The sequence below is a fragment of the Blastocatellia bacterium genome (assembly GCA_035275065.1).
GTDB lineage: Bacteria > Acidobacteriota > Blastocatellia > UBA7656 > UBA7656 > DATENM01.
This window is the reverse complement of sequence record DATENM010000036.1, coordinates 58,214-79,380: the sequence shown is the minus strand read 5'-3', so window position 1 is coordinate 79,380 and position 21,167 is coordinate 58,214. Positions and strand designations below refer to the sequence as shown.

Annotated in this window: 15 protein-coding genes; 8 read left to right on the top strand and 7 right to left on the bottom strand. The window is 61.1% G+C overall.

Annotated elements, in window-relative coordinates:
* Positions 1-73: 73 nt before the first annotated feature.
* The 6 genes from VJ464_07720 to VJ464_07695 all read right to left on the bottom strand — a co-directional run bounded on the left by VJ464_07720 (position 74) and on the right by VJ464_07695 (position 6,995).
* Positions 74-1,519, bottom strand: coding sequence for an aldehyde dehydrogenase family protein (locus VJ464_07720; GenBank protein HKQ05001.1), 1,446 nt, complete (start codon positions 1,517-1,519; stop codon positions 74-76).
* 120 nt (positions 1,520-1,639) lie between these two features.
* The gene (locus tag VJ464_07715) at positions 1,640-2,443 is read right to left on the bottom strand and encodes an enoyl-CoA hydratase/isomerase family protein (GenBank protein HKQ05000.1); all 804 of its coding nucleotides are present in this window, start codon (positions 2,441-2,443) and stop codon (positions 1,640-1,642) included.
* A gap of 71 nt (positions 2,444-2,514) precedes the next feature.
* Positions 2,515-3,183 (bottom strand): TetR/AcrR family transcriptional regulator, encoded by a 669-nt coding sequence (locus VJ464_07710; protein ID HKQ04999.1) that lies wholly within the window; start codon positions 3,181-3,183, stop codon positions 2,515-2,517.
* An 88-nt stretch (positions 3,184-3,271) separates the two neighbouring features.
* Complete coding sequence (locus tag VJ464_07705) at positions 3,272-3,832, bottom strand: Uma2 family endonuclease (GenBank protein ID HKQ04998.1); 561 nt, start codon at positions 3,830-3,832, stop codon at positions 3,272-3,274.
* Positions 3,833-3,918: 86 nt separating this feature from the next.
* Positions 3,919-6,504: a heavy metal translocating P-type ATPase gene (locus tag VJ464_07700; GenBank protein HKQ04997.1), complete on the bottom strand. Its 2,586-nt coding sequence runs from the start codon at positions 6,502-6,504 to the stop codon at positions 3,919-3,921.
* Positions 6,501-6,995: a heavy metal-responsive transcriptional regulator gene (locus tag VJ464_07695; protein ID HKQ04996.1), complete on the bottom strand. Its 495-nt coding sequence runs from the start codon at positions 6,993-6,995 to the stop codon at positions 6,501-6,503. The genes VJ464_07700 and VJ464_07695 overlap by 4 nt, the downstream gene beginning before the upstream one ends.
* Positions 6,996-7,122: 127 nt before the next feature.
* Here VJ464_07695 and thiO point away from each other — a divergent pair, with 127 nt between their 5' ends.
* From thiO to VJ464_07655, 8 genes are all read left to right on the top strand, one after another.
* Positions 7,123-8,274 (top strand): glycine oxidase ThiO, encoded by a 1,152-nt coding sequence (thiO, locus tag VJ464_07690; GenBank protein ID HKQ04995.1) that lies wholly within the window; start codon positions 7,123-7,125, stop codon positions 8,272-8,274.
* A gap of 39 nt (positions 8,275-8,313) precedes the next feature.
* Positions 8,314-9,414 (top strand): glycosyltransferase family 2 protein, encoded by a 1,101-nt coding sequence (locus tag VJ464_07685; protein HKQ04994.1) that lies wholly within the window; start codon positions 8,314-8,316, stop codon positions 9,412-9,414.
* 11 nt (positions 9,415-9,425) lie between these two features.
* Entirely contained in the window at positions 9,426-10,220 is a 795-nt protein-coding gene (locus tag VJ464_07680; GenBank protein ID HKQ04993.1) for a glycosyltransferase family 2 protein, read from the top strand.
* On the top strand, positions 10,141-10,503 hold the full coding sequence (locus tag VJ464_07675; GenBank protein ID HKQ04992.1) for a DUF2304 domain-containing protein: 363 nt from the start codon (positions 10,141-10,143) through the stop codon (positions 10,501-10,503). The genes VJ464_07680 and VJ464_07675 overlap by 80 nt, the downstream gene beginning before the upstream one ends.
* 204 nt (positions 10,504-10,707) lie before the next feature.
* Positions 10,708-12,753 (top strand): hypothetical protein, encoded by a 2,046-nt coding sequence (locus tag VJ464_07670; GenBank protein HKQ04991.1) that lies wholly within the window; start codon positions 10,708-10,710, stop codon positions 12,751-12,753.
* 36 nt (positions 12,754-12,789) lie between these two features.
* The gene (locus tag VJ464_07665; GenBank protein HKQ04990.1) at positions 12,790-14,862 is read left to right on the top strand and encodes a hypothetical protein; all 2,073 of its coding nucleotides are present in this window, start codon (positions 12,790-12,792) and stop codon (positions 14,860-14,862) included.
* A 37-nt stretch (positions 14,863-14,899) separates the two neighbouring features.
* Positions 14,900-17,128, top strand: coding sequence for a 6-pyruvoyl-tetrahydropterin synthase-related protein (locus VJ464_07660; protein ID HKQ04989.1), 2,229 nt, complete (start codon positions 14,900-14,902; stop codon positions 17,126-17,128).
* 97 nt (positions 17,129-17,225) lie between these two features.
* Complete coding sequence (locus tag VJ464_07655; GenBank protein HKQ04988.1) at positions 17,226-19,403, top strand: tetratricopeptide repeat protein; 2,178 nt, start codon at positions 17,226-17,228, stop codon at positions 19,401-19,403.
* A gap of 219 nt (positions 19,404-19,622) precedes the next feature.
* Here the strand turns inward: VJ464_07655 and VJ464_07650 are convergent, their stop codons facing one another.
* Positions 19,623-21,134 carry a thioredoxin domain-containing protein gene (locus VJ464_07650; GenBank protein ID HKQ04987.1) on the bottom strand — a complete coding sequence of 504 codons (1,512 nt, stop codon included), beginning with the start codon at positions 21,132-21,134 and terminating at the stop codon, positions 19,623-19,625.
* Positions 21,135-21,167: the final 33 nt, after the last annotated feature.

Genomic DNA, 21,167 nt, shown 5'->3' with positions numbered 1-21,167 from the left:
GGAACGAACGCCATACGACCGGCTTCTCACTCATCACTTTCTTCTTGTCTACTTGTTACTCGTCACTTGTCACTTATCTTGTAATCACCACGCCCTTGGGTTCGAGATAATAGTCGAGCGCCTCTGGACCATGCTCGCGCCCGAAGCCGCTGGCCTTGACGCCGCCAAACGGCAGCTCGTCGTAGCCGTAATGCAGCGAGTTCACCCAGACGTTGCCGGCCTCGATGCGGTCAATCGCCGTTTCGATGTTGTCCAGGTTCTTCGTCCAGATCGAGGAGCCCAGCCCATAAATAGACTGGTTCGCTTTTTCAATCGCCTCGTCGAGACTGCTGACGCGGAAGATCGGCAGCAACGGCCCAAAGGTTTCTTCGCGCACGGCACGCGCGTCATCCGGGACATCCGTCAAAATCGTCGGCAGGTAATAGTTGCCTTTGTCATACTGCGCGCCTTCGGGCCGCGCGCCGCCGAGCAGCACTTTCGCGCCGCGATCAATGGCGTCGTTGACCTGCGCTTCGATCTCGTCGCGCTGCGCCGCGGTGTGCAGGGGCCCCATGCGGATCTTCGGCTTCTCTGCCTTCGACATGCCGTCACCGACTTCATAGCGCGACACCTTGCCAATCAGACCATTGACGAACTCGTCGTACACCTTGTCGAAGACGAATAGCCGTTTGACCGCAAGACACGCCTGGCCGGCGTTCCAGAAGCGCCCGACCATCGCGCCGGTGATCGCTTTTTGAATGTCGGCGTCATCACAAACGATCATCGGGTCCGAGCCGCCCAGCTCTAGCGTCACCCGCTTGAAGTCGCCGCAGGCGACCTCTGCGACGTGCTTGCCGGTCGAGGATTCTCCGGTAAAGGCGATGCGCCGCACCTTCGAGTTGACCAGCAACTCTTCGCCGACGACGCCGCCCGGCCCCGTGATGACGTTCAGGACGCCCTTCGGAATGCCCGCCTGATTCATCAGCTCGATGATGCGGATCGTCGTCAGCGGCGTCGTCGAAGCGGGCTTGACGACGACTGTGTTTCCCGCCGCCAGCGCCGGGCCAACCTTCGTGCCCATCAGGGTGATCGGGAAATTCCACGGCACAATCGCGCCGCAAACGCCTACGGGACGGCGAATCACCATGCCATAGGCGTTCTTCGCCGGCAGCGGCACCTGCGCGCCGCGCACTTTCGAGGCGAGGCCGGCGTAGAACTCGATCCCGTGATGGAAGTGTTCCAGCTCGCCGCCGGCTTCCATAAACGGCTTGCCCTGCTCTTTGGTCAACAACTCGGCGAGGGCTTTGCGCTCGTCGTTAACCAGCTCAGCGGCTTTGAATAATAGCTTGGCGCGCTCTTCCGATGTCGTATGCGACCATTCCTCGAAAGCCGCCGCCGCGGCGTCAATGGCGCGGCGCGCATCGTCGGCGTTGCCCTTGGGCAGCGTGTCAACCACTTCGCCGTTAGCCGGATTGCGCACTTCATAAGTATCGCCGGCCAGCGCCTCGACCGACTCTCCCGCGATATACATCTTTGCCATATAATTCCCTCCGTTTGGGTGATGGGTGTTGGGTGTCAGGTGATAGTTGATGGGAAAGAGAGCCGCGTTGTCCGGCACCCATCACCTGACACCGATTACCCAACACCCGACACCCATCTCCTATTTCCCTTTAAACTGCGCCTGCCGTTTTTTGGTGTAGGCGTCGAGCCCTTCCTGAGCGTCTTCGCTCTCGAAAAGCTGTTGTAATAGCTCGCGCTCGAAGGCGAGCGCCTCGGCAAGCGGCAGCTCAAAGCCGGTCTGCACCGAGCGCTTGATGAGGCCGACCGCCTTGCTCGCCTTTGCCGGGGCGACAAACTGCCGCGCGTATTCGATCACTTTTTCGTTGAAGCCTTCTTCGTCAAAGACCTGGTTGACGAGTCCCGCCTGCTGGGCTTCATCAACCGAAAGCAGTTGCCCTGTGGCGAGAATTTCCATCGCGCGGCCTTTGCCAATCAGGCGCGGCAAGCGCTGTGTGCCGCCCATGCCGGGCAGCAGTCCGAGATTGATTTCCGGCAATCCAAGCTTGCCAGGGCCACGCTTGGCGACGCGGAGGTCGCAGGCCAGGGCGATCTCCAAACCGCCGCCGGTGGCGTGGCCATTGATGGCCGCGATTGTGAGCTTCTGCGTGTTCTCCAGACGCATCAGCGTTTCGTTGCCATGCAGGCTGAAGAAGTAGCGGAACTGCGGCGTCGCCGACAGCAGCATCTTGATATTGGCACCGGCGCAGAAGAACTTCTCGCCAGCGCCGCGAATGACGATGACATGCACGTCTTCGTCGAGGCGCGCTTCGAGAATGGCGTCGTCAAAGTCGCGCATCATCTCGTAGGTGTAAGTATTCGCCGGCGGGTCGTTCAGCTCGATGACGGCAATGCCATCTTCGACCGTGTAATTGATGAGCCGGTTCTCCATCGCTTCTCTGGTCATAGAATGATCTCCATACTGCGAACAGTGACCAACGGCCTGCGGCGGTCGTCGGCCATCGTTCATCGGTCGTTTTATTGCTGCCAGATGGAAACCGAGCGATCCAGATGCGATTCGCGCCCGGTTTCCAGTTGCTCCGTCTGAATCCTGTTGTTGCCCAGGAATCCTGACAAAAACAGCCGCGTGATGGTTTGCGACAGACCTGCCACATCGACATCCTTGCGCGGGCTGTACCAGTTATATATCCAGTTCATCATGCCGAAGAGCGAAAAGGTCGCCACGCGAATGTCTATGTCGTTGATGCGGTAGACACGGGCGATTTCGCCGAGCAGTTTCATGGCCAGGTCAACGTATTGCCGCTTCTTGTTGTTGACCTTCTTGAACAGCTCGCCGCTAATGGCGTTGGCTTCGTGCGACAGCACTTTCATTTCGTTCATGTTCTGCACGAAGTAGTTGAGATGATTCTCAATCAAGAGCTTCAACTGATGCACGGGATCATTGACGCCTTCCAACAGCCGCCGGCAATCGTCAAGCACCGTGCTGAAGCAGTAATCCTGGATGAGAAAGAGCAGCTCCTCTTTGCTTTTGAAATAGTAATAAAGGCCGGAAAGACTCATCTTCGTGGCGCGCGCGATGTCGCGGATCGAGGTCGAGTGGTAACCTTTTTCAGCAAAGATGGCCGCCGCCGTTTTAAGCACGAAGACGAGCCGTTGATCGTATTTGGACTGCGCTTCAGCAGGCATAGGCTATAGACTTTGCAGATCAATTCGAACGAACGTTCGATGATAGAAGCTGCAACCGGGGTTCGTCAAGCGGTGGCGGTCGGCGTGATTAACCGAGCAGGTCGGCGACTTTGAAGCTGAGCCCGGCAACGGTCGGCGAGTCCAGCGCCTTGCCGCGCTTCAGCCGCTGGACTTTCTGGTATTTGCCGTTGACCGGCTGGCTGTGAACTTCAATGAAGTCTTTGGGCAGGATCATTATCCAGGTTTCGGGAATGCCGGCGCGCGCGTAGAGCGGCAGCTTGACGCGGCAGTCGAAATTAACCGAAGTGTCGGCGACTTCTATAACTAGCAGCACGTCGGCGGGCGTTGGGTGCGCGCTGGAATAAAAATCCTTGCGCGGCTTGAGCAGGGCGATGTCCGGCTGTGGCTCTGAAAAATCATTCAGGCGAATGGGGCCTTGCACACGGACAATCACTTTGCCCTTGAAGACTCCATTCAAGACCGTATTCAGCCGGTCTACACACGCGGCATGACGGTTACCAATTGGACTCATTTCAATGACCTCCCCATCAATCAACTCTACGCGAGCATCCATGGGGAAGACACCTGCATCAGCCATGCGGTAATAGTCATCAACGTTGAAGTAATATCTTTGAGGCTGCACGGACATTTCTTTCACCTGATCCTTGCGACTCTTTTGTTTGTGCGTCTGTCTGCGGAGATCATACCACAATCCTGGCGCGCAAACATCAACAATCAGCCGGCGATTGTGGCGCGGAACCGCCGCAAGCGCAGGCTGTTGGTAACAACCGAGACGCTCGACAGCGACATCGCGGCGCTGGCGATGATCGGCGACAGCAGCCAGCCGGTCAGCGGGTAGAGCAGCCCCGCGGCAATGGGGATGCCGATGACGTTGTAGATGAACGCCCAGAAGAGATTCTGCTTGATCGTTCGCACCGTGGCGCGTGACAGCTTGATCGCCGTCACCACACCGCGCAGATCGCCGCCAATCAGTGTCACGTCCGCCGCTTCAATCGCTACGTCCGTGCCACTGCCGATGGCAATGCCGACATCGGCCTGCGCCAGTGCCGGCGCATCATTGATGCCGTCACCGACCATGCCGACAACTTTCTTCTCGGCTTGCAGACGCTTGATCTCGTCGGCCTTCGCGTCAGGCAAAACCTCCGCGAGCACGCGCGTGATGCCGACCTGGCGGGCGACGGCCTCGGCGGCGGCGTGGCTGTCGCCGGTCATCATCACCACCTCGATGCCCATCGCTTGCAGCGTGCTGATGACCGCTTGCGATTCCGGCTTGACCTGATCGGCTACGACAAGCAGGCCCGCAACCTTGCCATCAAGCGCCGCGAACATCGGCGTCTTGCCTTCAACCGCAAAGCGGGCGGCGCGACTCGCAAAGTCACCGAGCGCGACATGGCGCTCGCGCATGAGCCTGGCATTGCCGACCAGTACTTGATGATCATCAACCCGCGCCTCGACGCCGTGCCCGGCAATGGCGTTGAACGCGCGCGCTTCTGTGATCCGCACTCCGCGCTCAGTCGCGCCGCGCACGATGGCGGCGGCGATTGGGTGCTCGCTGACATTCTCAGCCGTCGCAACCAGGCGCAAGAGAGTTTGTTCGTCGAAGCCCTCCGCCACAGTCACATCGGTCAGCTCCGGCTTGCCACGAGTGATCGTGCCGGTCTTGTCGAGGACGATGGTTTGTAGCCGTTGTGCAGTCTCCAGACTCTCGCCGCCTTTGATGAGGACGCCGTTTTCCGCACCTCTTCCGGTCCCGACCATAATTGCCGTCGGCGTCGCCAATCCGAGAGCGCATGGGCAGGCGATGATCAGCACAGCCACGAACGCCTGCAAAGCCAGCGGCAGGCGTGTGTCAACAGGCGATGCCGCGAACCAGACGACGAACGTCGCGATGGCAATGGCGATGACCACCGGCGTGAAGACGCCGCTAATGCGGTCGGCCAATCGCGCAATTGGCGCCTTCGAGCCCTGCGCCTCCCGCACCATGCGGACAATCTGTTGCAGGACCGTATCCTTTCCTACCTTCGTCGCTCTGAATTTGAATGCGCCGCTCTTATTGATGGTCGCGCCGTAGACGGGGTCGCCCGCGCCTTTGTCAACCGGCAGACTTTCGCCGGTCAGCATGGATTCGTCTACCGCCGATTCGCCGTCGATGAGGACGCCGTCAACCGGAATCTTTTCGCCGGGCCGCACGATGATCGTCTCGCCGATGACAACGTCACCGATGGCAAGGTCTTGCTCGCGGCCCTCGCGTATGACGCGCGCCGTCTTCGCTTGCAATCCGGCCAGCTTGCGAATCGCCGCGCTCGTCTTCCCGCGGGCGCGCGCTTCGAGCAAGCGGCCGAGCAGGATCAAGGCGATGATGACGCCCGCTGCTTCAAAGTAAACCGGCGGTTTGGCCATCCCCGGCATTCCCGCGTGACCTGTGACAAAGAAGCCGGGCGCAACCGTCGCCGCCAGCGAATAGAGATAGGCCGCACCTGTGCCGACGGCGATCAGCGTGTTCATGTCTGCGAGCCGATGGCGAAATGCCGTCCACGCGCCGCGATAAAACGGCCAGCCGGAATAGAAGATCACCGGCGTCGTCAACGCCAGTTGCAGCCACTCGACGCCGGCAAAGTTCAGCGCCGCGATCCGGCCATGCGACATCGCTATCACCAGCACAGGCAGCGACAGCAAAGCGGCGACCGAGAATTTGCGCCGCGCGTCACGGTACTCTGCCTGGCGCGCAGCGGTTTCGGCATCCGTTTCAATGCCCGCTTCGGCTTCCAGGCCGGCGGCGCGATAGCCCGCACTTGCGACGGCGGTGACGAGGTTATGCAAGCCTGTCGCCTGCGGATCATATTCGACGGTGGCGCGCGCGGTCGCAAAGTTCACATTGGCGCGATGCACGCCTGTGGTCGCAGACAGACTCTGTTCGATGTGATGCGCGCAGGCGGCGCAGCTCATGCCGGTGATGGCCAGGTCAATTCGTTCAAGCTCAGCACGGGTTGACTCACGCTGACCGCTCGACGGCTGCTCGTCCGCCCGCAATGCGTCGCTATCCTTTGATTTTGATGGCGACAAGGCTACAGGCATTTGCGGCGCGCGACTCATCTTCAAGCCGCCAGCCTGCACGGCCGGCACAGGCATTCTTCGCGAGGCCGGATCGGCCTTCAGGTAACCTGTCGGGCCGGCATCGAACCGCGCTTTGCAGCCCGGCGCACAGAAGTAATAAGTTTTGCCTTCGTACTCCGAATGCGCGGCGGCGCGCTCAGGCGCGACCGTCATGCCGCACACCGGATCGATCACTTGAGTGGTCATCGCTTGCCTCGCTTCAGCACAGGTTTTTCGGGCAACGTATGCTTGATCGCGGTGCTTTCGATCAAGCCGCAGATGTGACCTTCGCGGTCGCCCGCCTGCTCCCACTCGTCGAGCGCCGCCGCCAGGTCTTTGCGATAACGACGCATCTGACGTATGCGCTCATCGATCTCGGCGAGCCGGGCGCGGACGATGTCGCGCACCTCTGCGCAGGGGCTTTCCCCCGCCTGCTTGTGGGTGATGATGCGGCTGATCTCGGCAAGCGAGAATCCCAGGACTTGCGCCCGCTTGATGAAGTCGAGCCGCTCCAGCACCTCTGCGCCGTAGAGGCGGTAGCCGCTCCCTGTGCGCGCGGGCCGCCCAAGCAGCCCCTGCTTTTCGTAAAAGCGCAGCGCCTCGATACCGATGCCGCTCAGCCGCGATACTTCGCCGATCTTCATTGCCGCCTTGAGCGGCGGCGTTTTTGCGCTGGTTGTCTTGATCGTTGCTTTCATCTTCTCGCTTCTCCCATTCTCATTATAGACCCTGTAGTCGAGTCCAGAGTCAAGGGTGTAATCCACTTTTTTTGGCGGCCACCGGCGGCTCGCGCGCCACGGGCGGCGGCTGCTAGGATAGTGGCTTATGACCAGGGACGTGATTATCGTCGGCGGCGGTGTCATCGGTTGCTCGATTGCCCTGCGGCTGGCTCGCGCAGGGCTGCAAGCCACGCTTATCGAGCGCGGGCGGACGGGATGCGAAGCGTCGCGCGCCGCCGCAGGCATGCTGTCGCCGCAGGCCGAAGCCGCCGAGCCCGGCCCTTTCCTCGATCTCTGTTTGCGCAGCCGCGCCCTCTACCCGGAGTTCGCTCGCCTTCTCGAAGCCCTCTCCGGCGTTGACATCGAATATCGCGACGAAGGCACGCTCTGTGTCGCGCTCACCGGCGAAGACCCGAATGAGATTGCTCGCTGGGCGTCCTGGCAGAAGAGCGCGGCACTGCCGCTTGAAGAATTAACCGCCGGCGATCTCGCCGCGCTTGAGCCGGCGGTCACGAAACTGGCCGCCAGAGCCGTTTACATCCCCGGCGATCATCAGGTCGAAAATCGCAGGCTGCTGGACGCGCTCGACACGGCGATGCGCCGCGCCGGCGTCGAAGTCGTCGAAGGCGTTGAGGTCAACCGACTGATCGTCGAAGGCGACAAGACAACAGGGGTCGTCTGTAATGGCGTGCCCGTGAAGGCCAGCGCCGTCGTCGTCGCCGCGGGAAGCTGGTCGAGCCGTTTGCTCGAACCCGTCGGCCTGCGCGTACGGGTCACCCCGGCGCGCGGTCAGATGCTCGCCGTGCGCGGCTCGGCAATGCCGATTCGCCACGTCCTGCATTCCAGCCATGTTTATCTGGTGCCGCGCAATGATGGCCGCATCGTCATTGGCGCGACCGTCGAATATGTCGGCTTCAACAAAGCCGTCACCGCCGGCGGCATTCGCGGCCTGCTCGACGCGGCCATCGAGCTGGTGCCCTCGCTCGCCGGTAGTGAAATCGTCGAGACCTGGGCGGGCTTCCGCCCCGACACCGAAGATCATTTGCCGGTGATCGGGCCGTGTGCGGTCGCTAACCTTTTTTTGGCGACCGGCCATTTCCGCAACGGTATCTTGCTTGCCCCTGTGACCGCCGAAATCATCGCCCACTGTCTCATCGGGCAGGAGGTCGCAGACGAGTTGCGACCGTTCAGCATAAATAGGTTTGACGAAAAGCCAATCGCTGGTAGCATACAGAGTGCAATCTCTAGCCCCTTTTGACGGATTGCCAGGAATTTTTTGAAGGGTCTCCCGTCATTCGTGAGCACTGCGGTCGAATCAATCGAAAGCCTGGAAAACGTCTGCCGAGAGCCGCGGCCGTTTCGCGCCGGCGTCGTCATCGTCAGCTATAATGCCAGGCAAAAGCTGCTGGCGTGCCTGGCGTCATTGCGCCACGCGCTGCCAACCGATTGTGATCTGGTCGTCGTCGACAACGCTTCAGTCGAAGGCAACGCCGACGCCATTGCCGAGCGCTTCCCCGACGTCAAGCTGATTCGCTCATCCGTCAACCTCGGCTTTGCCGGCGGCTGCAATCTCGGAGCGCGGCATACGCACAGCCGCGCGCTGGTTTTTTTGAATCCCGACACAGTGGTCGAACCGGGCTGGATCGAGGCGCTCGTCCGACCGCTTGAAGCCGACGACCGCACAGGGCTGACGACGGCGCGCATTCTCTTACTGAACGACCCGCAACGCCTGAACACTTGCGGCTGTAACATCCATCTGACGGGGCTGACGCTCTGTCGCGGCATGGGGCAGGCGCGTGACACTTACTTGCGGAGCGAGCCGGTCGGGGCCATTTCGGGAGCGGCCTTCGCAATTCGCGCCGAGCTGTTCGAGCGGCTCGGCGGCTTCGATGAAGAGATGTTCCTCTACCTCGAAGACACCGATTTATCCTGGCGCGCCCGGCTCAACGGCTGGCAGACCGTCTATGCGCCCGACAGCCTCGTGCTGCATGATTACGAGTTGCGCATCACGCCGCTGAAGGTTTTCTGGGAGGAGCGCAATCGTTACCTGATGCTCATCAAGAGCCTGCGCTGGCCGACGCTATTGCTTTTGTCGCCGGCCTATTTCGTGGCCGAGGTCATCACCTGGAGCTTCGTGTTGCTGAAAGACCGGCACAACATCGGTAACAAGCTGCGCGCTTACGGCTGGATGCTGAGGAACTGGCGTTTGATTCTCAGCAAGCGGCGCGCGACACAATCGCTGCGCCAGGTCCGCGACCGCGAGATGCTCCGCGGCACAGGGTTCGCCATCGATTTCGGACAGGCGTCGGGCGGGCTGGATGCCGCCGTGGCGCGGCTGGTCTTCAACCCGTTGTTTTATGTCATGCGACTGATGCTGCTCGCAGTCGTCTGGTGGTAACACGTCAATTCATGAAAAGCCTGGTCATCATTCCGGCCTATAACGAAGCCGAAAACATCGGCGCGGTGATCGCTGAAATCCGCGCCCTGCACGCGGCCATAGACATTATCGTCGTTGACGACGGCTCGGCAGACGCGACGGCGCGCGTGGCCGCGGCAGCCGGCGTAAAGGTGCTGCGCCTGCCGTTCAACCTCGGCTATGGCGCGGCGGTACAGACGGGGCTGCTCTACTCGGTCGAGAACGGTTATGACGTTTGCGTGTTGATTGACGGCGACGGCCAGCACGACCCGCAGTATATCCCGCAACTGCTTGAGCCGGTCGAGGCCGGTGAAGCAGACCTGGCGCTCGGCTCGCGCTTTCTCGGCAAGGCCGACTATGCGATTCCGCTCGGTCGCCGGCTCGGCATCTCGCTATTTCGCAAGCTGGCCTCGTGGTTCACGCGCCAGCAAATCACCGACCCGACCAGCGGCTTTCAAGCGATTCATCGCCGCCTGATGCGCTTCTTCGTCAACGACAACTACCCGCACGATTATCCCGACGCCGACACCCTGATTCGCCTTTACTTCGCGGGCTTTCGCATCAAGGAAGTGCCGGTGACGATCCGCCCGCGGCTGCGCGGTCAATCCATGCACAGCGGCGCGAAGACGCTCTATTACGTTTATAAAATGCTCTTCTCGATCTTCATCGCCCTGACACAGAAACGCATGCTTCAACAAGGAGAACGCCATGCCCTTAACCACCCGGATCATGATGGCCGTGGCGAGCCTGCTCGTGCTGCTGACGATCATTCAATTAGTACGACGTAAGCGGCTCGATGAAAAATATGCTTTCCTCTGGGTAGCCGCCGGGCTCGTCATGTTATTTGCGCCGCTGGCGACGCGCCCGCTCGACGCCCTGAGCATGGCGCTGGGGGTTCATAATCCCGGCTTCATCCTGATGCTTGCCTTCTTTGCGATTTGCCTGATCAACCTGCAATTCTCGGTTGTCCTGTCGCGCCTGAATAAGCATAATAAGCAACTCGCGCAACGGCTGGCGCTGCTCGAACAACAGCTCAATCAGCGCGCCGCCGATGGCGGCCCACAGCAATAACCGCCGTGGCGTCGAGGCGCAAAACTAGCGAATACCGATTCCGTCTATAGCGGTTCGCGATTGGCTGAAGCCTGGGAGCGCGGGCATCTTGCCCGCCGATCTTGTGCATACGCGGAGCGGCGGGCGGGACGCCCGCGCTCCCGGGTCGCACGCTTTCGCAAACCGCAATAAGCCAGGCCGATGATTGCCACCAGCGCAAGAGACATGGCAAGTTCGTCCTTCATGCGGGTTATCCGTAGACTCCGGCAGGCCGGGCCGCGTTCGCGGTTGTTGGCGGGCGTCTGGCTGCTGTTTGCTCTGCTGGTCGCCTGCGGCATTCACGGCTCATCAACCGGCGTCACCGCCGGCTGGTGGATGCCCGAAAAGCCCTACACCGGTTACCTGTTCGGTCTTTCGCCGCAAGCCGCACGCCGGTCGTCGGGCATGGACTTCGCAGGCCGGCAGACCTTCTTGATGGCGCAAGCGCGTCCGGTTCGCTGGGATGAACTGCTTATCTTCACTCCTTACGCCTTAAGCCAGTTGGCCCAGCGCCCGCGCTTCCCGGTCATCAACACCAGCATCGGCAACGGCCAAAACATGCTGGTCGTGCCGCACACACCGGTGTGGCACATCGTGACGCTGGCGCGGCCCGCAACCTGGGGCTATTTCTTCTTAGGGGCGCAGCGCGGCGTCGCCTGGTTCTGGTGGTTCGAAGTCTTCGGCTGCTTCACCGGGTTATTCCTATTGCTAGAGGTCGTTTTCAAAGGCGACTGGAAGCTGGCGGCGCTCGGGGCGCTCCTTTTCGGCAGTTCGTCTTACGTCATCTGCTGGTCGCAATGGCCGGCGCACGTCACCTGCTTCGCGGCGATTGCCTGCCTGTGCGCGTATCACCTGTGCGCGTCGAACAGTCGCCGCACACTCTTGATTTCCGCCGTGCTGCTGGGGTTGAGCCTGCCCGGCTTCGTCATGATTATGTATCCGCCCTGGCAAGTGGCGCTGGCTTATTTCAGCCTCCTGTTGTTCGCGGCGCTCTTCGTCCGCGACAAGCTGCATCGGGCGATCAAAGCGCACCTCCGCCTGCGCTGCGTCTGCCTTGCGCTCGCGGTGGGGCTGGCCGGCGGGCTGACGCTTCTATGGCTAGCCGCCTGCCTGCCTGACTTGAAAGTTATGGGCGACACGATTTACCCGGGGCGGCGCGTATCAACCGGCGGCGACTACTCTTTCGCCCTGCTCTTCAAAGGGTTTTATAACCTGTTCACCAACGACCAGGAGTTCCCGGCGTTGAAAAACTCAAGCGAGGCGGCATCGTTTTATTACCTGTTCCCCGCCGTGCTGCTGGCCCTGCCTTTGGTGCCGTCGCTCCGCCGCGGGCTCGACGCCGTCGGTTGGGCAATGATCGTCTACATCGCCGGGATGCTGTTCTTTCTGCTGGTCGGCCTGCCGGAAAGCGTAGCCCGAATTACCTTGATCAGTTACATACCGAGCTACCGCGCCGACCTGACCATCGGCCTCGCATCGATCATCCTGACGCTGCAAGCCGGCGCCATCCTGCGGCAGCCGCGAGCCGCCGGCGCGGGGAGATGGCGGCGGCGGATGGCCTTGATTGCCGGCGCCGGCTTCGCCCTGTTCTGCGTCGTCCACAGCCTCTACTTCCTGCGCCTCACCGGTAATTTTCCGACGCCGCCGTTGGCGCTATTCCTGGCCAGTTACCTGGGCGTCGCCGTCTACCGCCTGCTCGCCGGAAGGCTGTGCCAGTTCGCCGTGGGGATAGTCGTGCTGCAACTGGCGACCACCGTCCTTTTCAATCCGCTGTCAACAAATCTCGATCACCTTTACCATTCGGAGCTGGCGGCGGAAATCACGCGGATCAGCCGACAGCCCGGCGAGCGGCCATTCTGGATCGCCTACGGCGGCATTTACCCCGGCGTGCTAGTGCAAGTACTCGGCGGCCGGTCGCTGACCGGCGTGCAATGGCCGCCGCAACTCGACCTCTGGCGGGCGCTCGACCCGGAAGGGAAGAACGAAGCCTTCTATAACCGCTATGCCGAGGTCCATTTCGATTACACGCCCGACGACCACGAGGTGTCGTTCAGCAACCCCAACGAAGGGACGATGGGAGTCAAGGTTTCACCGACCAACCCCGCTCTGAAAGTCCTGGGCGCGCGCTACGTCCTGGCTATGGGCGACGCCCAGCAGGCGATGGAAAGCAGCCGGCTGAACTTGATTTATCGCTCGTCGTTCGACAACTTCTCGATTTACGAGATACCCTGACGGATTCAACGGCTAGAGCATACGGTACGTAAACCGATGAGCGTGTCCAAAACAGATTCGATCAACAAGCGGCCGGGGGTGCGCAACGTCGCCCGCCTGGTCAAACAAGCCAGCCCGCGCGCGCGGCTGCTGGCGGGCGTCTGGCTATTGTTTGTGCTGCTGGTCGCTTTCGGCATTCACGGCTCGTCTACGGGGCTGGCCGCCGAAAGCTGGATGCCGGAGAAGCCCTTCACCGGCTACCTCTTCGGGCTGTCGCCGCAGCTCGAACACGAGCTGCCGAAGGGCAGCGTTTACGGCCTGCAAACTTTGCTGCTGGCCAAAGCCCGCTTCTTTCGCTGGGACGAATGCTTCGTCGCCACGCCGTATGCGCTCTCGCAGTTGGCGCAGCAGCCGCGCTTCCCGGTCATCAATCCGAGCTTCGGCACCGGCCAGAACATGCTGATCGAACGGCACACGCCGGTCTGGCACGTCGCGACGCTGGCGCGGCCGGCGACCTGGGGCTATTTCTTCTTAGGGGCGCAGCGCGGGCTGGCGTGGTACTGGTGGTTTCAGCCGCTCGCCTGCTTCACTGCCCTCTTCCTGTTGCTGGAGGTCATCTTTAACGGAGACTGGAAACTGGCGGCCTTCGGCGCGCTGTTGTTCGGCACTTCAACGTTCGTCATCTGCTGGTCGCAGTGGCCGGCTTACTTCACCTTCTTCGCGGCGCTGGCCTGCCTGGCAACCTATCACCTGTGCCACACGGCGAGCCGCCGCACCATGCTCATCAGCGCCTTGCTGCTGGGGTTGAGCCTGCCCGGCTTCGTCATGACGATGTACCCGCCGTGGCAAGTGCCGCTGGCCTATCTCTTTCTCATTCTCTTTGCCGCCTTGTTCGTGCGTGATGGATTGCATCGCACGCTCAAGCCGATGTTGAGTTATCGGCTCCTCTTCTTGGCGCTGGCCGTGCTGCTCGCCGGCGGCTTGACGCTTTCGTGGCTCGTCAGTTGTTTGCCGGCGATCAAGCTGACCGCCAATACGGTCTATCCCGGCAAGCGATTGTCCGTCGGCGGCGACCTCTCTTTTGCCGAGCTGTTCCGCGGCGTCTATAACCTGATGTCCTCTTACACGAGGATCGGCGGGCTGAAGAATGAAAGCGAGGCGGCGTCATTTTACTACTTCTTCCCGGCGGTGCTGCTGGCCCTGCCGCTGTCGGCGCGGCTGCGCCGCGGGCTCGGCGTGGTCGGCTGGGCGCTGGTCGGCTACATCGTCGCCATGATCTTCTTCCTGCGCGTCGGCGTGCCGGCGTTTGTGGCTAAGGTTACGCTATTGAGCTACGTCCCCGGCAACCGCGCCGACCTGACGCTAGGGCTGGCTTCGATCATGTTGAGCCTGTACGCGCTCGCTATCCTGCGCAAAGAAGTGGGAGCGCCGGCGAGCCGTTTGGAGCGATGGATGCCGGTCGCCGCCGCCGTCGGCCTCAGTTTGCTCTGCGTCATTCACAGCCTCTTCTTGCTGCGCCTGACGGGCGACTTTCCGACGCCGCCGTTTGCCTTGCTGATGGCGTTTTTCCTGGGCATGACGGCTTACCTGCTGCTCGCCGGAAGGCAAAGGCAGTTCGCCCTGATGCTCCTGGCGCTGCAACTGGCGACTACCTGGCTGATCAACCCGCTGGCGACCAATCTCGATCACATCTACAACTCTGAGCTGGCCAAAGAGGTCACCCGCATCAACCGCCAATCGAGCGAGCGGCCCTTCTGGATCGCCTATGGCGGCGTTCATGCCGGCCAGTTAATCGCGGCGCTCGGCGGCAAAGCGATGACCGGCGTGCAATGGCCGCCGCGGCTCGACATCTGGCGGGCGCTCGATCCCGATGGCAAGAACGAAGCCACCTACAACCGTTATGCGGAAATCCAGTTCGACTATACGAACGACGACCGTCAGGTGGCATTCAGCAATCCGCAGGAAGGCACGCTGGTCGTTAAAGTCTCGCCGACCAACCCGACGCTCAAGGCGCTCGGCACGCGCTACGTTCTGCTGATGGGCGACGTGCAGAAACTGGTGGACACCAGCCGTCTGGGGCTGATTTATCGCTCATCGTTCGACAACTTCTCGATTTACGAGGTACCCTGATCGCTCAGCCGGCAATTCATCAAGAAGGATTCGATTCATGTCAGAGGCTCGCACCCACGATCCCGAAAGCAACGGCGGCGCCCGGCAGCCGAGAGCGCGGCGCATAACGGTTTATGTCGTCGGGCTGCTGGTGGCGCTGGCGCTCGGCGCCATTATCGTCGTGCCGTATTTCTTCTCGCACTCGGTGAGCTATGCCGGCAAAACGAACTACCAGATGATCCTGACGCATGACATGACGAACCACTACTTCTACATGAATCAGTTCCAGAAAGGCGTGCGCTCAGGGTCACTTTATCCGCGCTGGTTCGCCGACGCCAACAACGGCTATGGCATCGCGGTGGCTAACTATTATCCGCCGGGATTTTATTACGCGACGACACTGGTCAACGCCGTCTTTAATGACTGGCACACGACGCTGTTCGTGCTGATGACGCTGATGATGGCAGGCGCGGGGCTGGCGCTCTACGCCGTTTCGCGGCTGTTCTTTTCGCGTGTGGCGAGCGCGGCGGCGGCGGCGCTCTACGTTCTGTTGCCGTATCACTTGCTCGATCTTTACTGGCGCGGCGCGCTGCCGGAAATCTTCGGCTTCGTCTTCATGCCGCTGATCTTCTACTTCGTCTACAAGGCGGGAAGCCGTGGCGCGCTGCGCCACATCGCCGGGCTCGGATTGATGTATGGCCTGCACCTGGTGACCCACTTTCCCGTCGGCTTGATGTACTCTTACGCGCTGGCCTTTTATGCGCTGGTCTGGGCGCTGCGGGCGAGGGACTGGCGCATACTGGCGCGCATCGCCGCCGGGATGATTCTGGGGCTGGCCCTCAGCGCCATCTACTGGCTGCCGGCGGCGCTTGAAACCAACCTGGTCTTTGAATACACCCAGGAGATTTTCCCTTATCACGGCTCCTACATTCAGCCGATACCCAATGATGATCCGTTCAACGTGAGTATCATCTATTCGCTGAAGCTGACCGCGCTGCTGTTGCTCGCCGTCTGGCTGGTTGTTCGCCGCGCGCCGCAAGAGGCGGGCTGGGCCGGGGATGCTGTGACCGACTCGACAGGCGCGGCGCGCCGCTTACAGATCGGCCTGTGGATGGCGGTCTGCGGCGCCAGCCTATTTATGACGACGGCCTTCTCTTACGACATCGGGCGCTTGCTGCCGAAGCTGCAATTGGCCGTGCCGCCCTTCCGCTGGCTGGCCATCAGCACCATGTTCGGCGCGTTGCTAGCGGGCGCGGCCATCGAGCGATTGCGGCGCGGCGCGGGCCTAAATCCGCGCTTGCTTTTGGCGCTGCGCGTGGCATTCGGCCTTATCGTCGCTTTGAATCTATGGGTCAGCTTTCATAATGTGATCGGCGGCGCGCTTAAGAATCTCGCCTTCGCGCCGCCGCAGAATTACGTCGAATCGAGCATGACGCCGCGCGACGCCACGCACCCCGAGCAACTGCCCGACACGCCGCCGGTCGTCATCGAGCCACAGGGCGGCTCAAGTAATATTCTCACCTGGATGCCGGAGCATCGTGAAGTGCGCGTGCAGGTCGACCAGCCGAGCCGTGTGCGATTGAAGACTTACAACTTCCCCGGCTGGACCGCCCGCCTGGACGGCGCGCGCGTGCCGCTATCAAGCGACAGTGATGGCATTCAAGTCGTCGAGGTGCCGGCCGGCCAGCATGTCCTTGACTTGCGCTTTCAAAACACCGGGCCGCGATGGGCGGGAACGATAATCGCCCTGCTCAGCCTGATCGTCATCATCGGCCTTGCGGTGGCAGGCCGCGCGCCGTCGCACCAGGCAGCGCCCGATGTGAGCAGCGAGCCTGCGAGCCCGTCGCCGCCCGATAACGCCAGCGCCGTGAGCGCCGGACGGCGTATGCGTTATGCCGTCGTCGCCGGCGTCCTGTTGATCGCCCTGGTCATCATCATCGCGCTGACGATGCGCGCCAGCCGCAATCAAGCACCGGCCACTCGGCCAGCGCCCGAGCCGCGGCGCACCGCGATCACCGCAGGCTCCGAGGCCGTCTTATACATCGAAGGTCAAGAGTCGATCTTCGTAGCGGTTGACGAAGAAACCCTGCCGCAACTGATCGGCGCTTTTGCCGCCAGAGATAACGATAAAGTAGACAGCTTCATCCGCGCGGGCCGCGCCGTGCGCGTCGCCAATAACACACGGGTGCAGGTGCTTGAGGTGGCGGCGGGCAAGACGAAAGTGCGCCTCGCCGAAGGCGATCACGCCAATCTGACCGGCTGGGTCGTAGACCGGTGGCTGCGTTGACATGAGCAAAGCCGGCAGGATAGCATTTTTTCTTAGCTAAACAGCGGTCGCGGCCCTGTTCAATCCAATAAGCCATTATTTCGCGCACAGGTTTTTAATGAGTAAGAAGAAACGCACACGCCCGCAAGCCAGCCCGGAGATTGCCTCTCCGCCGCCGGCGGCGCGGCGGTCATTCAGCCCTTCGCACAGATGGATTCTCGGCCTCATCCTTGCCGGCACCTTTCTGGCCTTTGCTAACACCCTGGCCAACGGCTTCGCCTATGACGACACGACGCAGATTCTGCGCAACGATCAGATTCGCAGCTTTGCCAATCTGCCGACGGCGCTCACCAAAGAAGTCTGGTTCTGGCGCGTCAAGCAGGATCAAGACCCCAACAAAGATGCCGGGCCGACGACGCCATATTATCGCCCGCTGTTTACGGTTTACCTGATGGTCGGCTGGGCACTGTTCGGCACCTGGGCGCCGGGTTGGCACTTAATCAACGTGCTGATGCACCTGCTGGCGGTCTCTTTCCTTTTCCTGATCCTCAAGCGGATTACCGGCGACATCAAGCTGACGAGCATTGCGACGTTGCTCTTTGCCCTGCACCCTTTGCGCGTCGAGTCGGTCGCCTGGATATCAGGCGTCACCGATCTTTTCCTGGCGCTCTTCCTGCTGCCGTCGTTCTATCTCTACCTGCGCTACCGCGAGAACGGTAACAAGAATTATCTCGCCGGCTCGATCTTCCTTTTCCTGTTCGCGGCATTCTCGAAAGAGCCGGCGGTCGCCTTCCCGGCCTTCATCGCCGCTTATGAGTTGTTCATCGCCAAGCCGGAGCGCCCGCTGGCTCAACGCCTGCGCGCGGCAGTGTTTTTCCCGGCGTTGTTTTTGATGATGGCGCTCACCTACTTCGTCATGCGCTACAATGCGCTGGGCTTTGTCCTCAATGACCCGCAGTTCGTCTCCTACCCGCTGCACCAGGTGCTGCTGACGATTCCCATCGTCATCTGCAAGTACGTCGGGTTGCTGCTCTGGCCGATGAACCTGTCGATCTTTCACGACACGCCGATGGTGACGACCCCATTTAGCCCGCGTTTCCTGCTGCCGTTGCTCGGCGTCGCGGCGCTTGTGTATGGCGGGTGGCGACTCTGGGGCCAGCCTGTGGCGCGCTTCGCCATCCTGTGGTTCGCTATCAACCTCTTACCGGTCTTGAATCTGAGCGCCTTCGGCACAGACTTCCTGGTGCAAGAGCGTTACGTCTACATCCCGTCGGTCGGCTTTACCTTGCTGCTGGCGATGGCGCTGGTGCGCATTCCGACAGGGCAGCGGGCGAAGCGTCTGGTGACGCGCGCGGCGCTCGCGCTGGCGATGACGCCGGTCGTTTATGGGCTTTCAAGTCTGTTCGTAGCCAGCGGGTTCGCGCTTGACGACGCGCCGGCGACGCGAACCGGCCTTAGCATCGCCATCACGCTGCTGGTCGCAGCCGGGCTGGCCTTCGTACCGGCCGAGAGATGGCAAGCCACCAGGCGTTTGACGATACCAGGGCTGATTGTCGGCATACTGGCGCTGCAAATGGCGGGCAAGACCGCAGCGCAGAATGCATTCTGGAAAGATGACATGACCTTGTGGTCGCATAGCGCCGAAGTCGCCGACGATCAGGCGATGGCGCATTTTGTGCTGGGCCACAAATACATCGACCGTCAGCAGATGGACAAAGCCGTCGAAGAGCTTGAGAAGTTCATGACCCTGCGCCAGAACAACACCATCGTGTTAAACAACCTGGCGGCGGCGCACCTGCTGCGCTACGAAGAAGAATATACCTTTGACCGCTCGCACGCCGACCGCGGCCACATTGACCGCGCCATCGCCCTGTGCGACGCCGGCCTCGCCCTAAACCCGGCGGTCTCGACACAGGCATCGATGTACGATCTGCTGGGCAAAGCCTATTCCTACGAGACGCCGCTGAAGAACCTCGACCGCTCGATCTATTTCTTCCAGACCAGCCTGCGCCTGGAACCTGAGAATCCCATCTTCAGCGTCCACCTCGGCACGGCCTATTTCAAACAACAGAAGCTCGACGCCGCCCAGGAATACCTGACGCGGGCGCTTCAGCAGACCAGCGAGATTCCAGACCTCTACAAAGTGCTTGCCGCCGTCTACCAGCTTAAGGGGCAGTTGCAGGAAGCCATCCAGTATTACGACCTCTACCTGAAGAAGACGCCCAACGCCGTTGATGCCGCGACGATCACTCAACAGGTGAAAGACCTGCGCGCCCAGTTGAACCCGCAGAGTTAGAGCGAATTGCATTTGGGTTTGCCAAGTAGCGCAAGGCGGTTAGCTTGCGCGAGTCAAGGCGCAAGCTAACCGCCTTGCGCTACATCCAAATGAAAACCGCTATAGGGGCCGGGGGCCGGGAAAAATAATAGGTCACCAGCGAGCATAAAAAAGGCAGCGAGTTGGAGTCACTTCTTCCAACTCGCTGCCTTTTCTTAACCGGCCCCTGGCCCCCGGCCCCTACTTACTGGCTGTTGACTTCAAAGCGGCTTCCACGGCGGCTTTCAAGGCTTCGAGCGTGCGCTCGCGGATGCGCCTGCCGTTGATGAAGATGGTCGGCGTGCCGTTGATGCCGAGCTTTTCGCCTTCGCGCAAGTCGCGCTGTACCTTCTCGTAGAATTTGCCGGAATCGAGCGCCTGATCGAAGCGGGCGCGGTCCAAGCCGACCTGCGTGGCGTACTCTTTCAGCTTCGGGACTTCGAGCGCCTCCTGATTCTTGAACAGGATGGCGGTGTACTCCCAGTACTTGCCCTGCTCGCGCGCCGCTTCGGCGGCCTCGGCGGCCTTCTCGGCGTTCTTGTGCATGTCGAGCGGGAAGTCACGCACCACCAGCCGCACGCGCTGGCCATACTCCTTGAGGAGGTCTTCGAGCACGGGCGCTGTTTTGCCACAGGTCGGACACTGGAAATCGGTGAACTCGACTATCGTCACCGCCGCGTCGGGATTGCCCTTCGTCGGCTGATCGTCGAGGGCGATCTTGAGCACGGGCGACTCAGGCGCTCGCAGGTAGCTTTCGACGGTCGCCGTCTTGCGCAGCGTCGCGGCGAAATCGGTTTCGGCCTTTTCGTACGCCTTACTTTGCAGGTATTGAATGATCTGCACCTTCAGCTCGTCGTAGGTGCCTTTCAGGTTCTTCTCGTTTTCTTTATAGAACTTCTCGGCATCAGCATCGGTCGGCGGCTTGACCTTGGCGCCGACTTCCTGGCGGTAGAGGTCTGTCGGCGAGCTGTTGCGTTTGCGGGCTTCCTGGTCAAGCAGAATGTCGTTGATGCGCGCCTCGAGCGCTGCCTTGCGCAACTCGTACATCTGATCCTGCACCACAAAGATGTAGGGCGCGAGCGCCGTCTCAACATCGCCGACGGTGATCGCTTCGCCGTTGATCGTCGCCAGCACGCGGGCGCGGTCGGCTTCGGTCGCGGGCGGCGTCGCCTGACCGACAATCTTCACCTGCGCCGTGGCGCGCAACTGCTCGGCAAGTTTCTTCGACAGGATGCGCATGCGCTCGGCGCGCAGGTAGGCGAGGATTTGCGGCTTCAGCTCATTGAAACTGCCTTGCAGCTTATCCGCGTTCTGCTGGTAGAAGCGTTGCGCTTCGGCGTCGGTCGGCTCGACGATCTTGCCCTCGACCTCGGTTTGCAGAATCTTCTCGGCGGTGACGCCGCGCTTCTTGGCTTCGATATCGAGCAGGCGGGCGTTAATCAGCAGATCAACTTCGTTCTTGCGCGATTCGATAATCTGGTCTTGCAGGTCTTTTATCTTATCCTTGATCGGCTCATCAATTTCCTGAACGGTGACTTTGATGCCGTTGACGATGGCGGCGCGGCCTTCAGGGAGCTTGACATCACAGCCGCAGTCTTCGTCTTTCTTAGCTGGCGGCGCCGGATTCTGAGTCTGCGGCGCGGGAATCTGCGCGTAGACCGTGCCGGCGCAGACGAAGGCCGTAGCCATTAACCATGAGAGAACGCGTTTCATTATTTCCTCCGATTGAGTATGCGATAAAGGCTG